Origin of the sequence: Xenorhabdus budapestensis, from assembly GCF_002632465.1 — a bacterium.
GTDB lineage: Bacteria > Pseudomonadota > Gammaproteobacteria > Enterobacterales > Enterobacteriaceae > Xenorhabdus > Xenorhabdus budapestensis.
The window spans coordinates 1-341 of the sequence record NZ_NIBS01000159.1; the positions used below are offsets into that span (position 1 = coordinate 1).

The 341-nt window shown below is 34.9% G+C and carries 1 protein-coding gene and 1 pseudogene; both read right to left on the reverse strand.

The features are described 5' to 3' along the window. The coding region (locus tag Xbud_RS21530) for a transposase (RefSeq protein ID WP_145956703.1) at positions 1 to 119 on the reverse strand (119 nt) is incomplete at its 3' end. Positions 120 to 172: 53 nt separating this feature from the next. Then, positions 173 to 341: pseudogene (locus Xbud_RS21535) on the reverse strand (hypothetical protein); the annotation flags it as partial.

The following is a 341-nucleotide window of genomic DNA, read 5'->3' on the forward strand; positions in this document are numbered from 1 at the left end:
TTTATTGGAATACCTAAGGTTTCAGCTGCCTGTGGGACTGTATAGCCCTGTTCAACAACCAGATTGACCGCTTCTCTTTTAAAGTTATCGGTAAATTTTGGGGGTGATTTTCGTTTCATAAAGACACCTTAATTAAAGTCATTCTATTCCTTTACCAAAGTGTCCGAATTTATTAAAGCACAACATCTTCTGTTGTTACATTTTGCATTAATGATTCAATTTGAAGTGAGGTGCCATTTAACTCCTTTTGCATGATGTAATGCTTTAATTCTCGAATTTTGGGGCCATACATAGATGATGCAAAGCCCATAATATTTCCATTAATAAAAACAAATGATGGG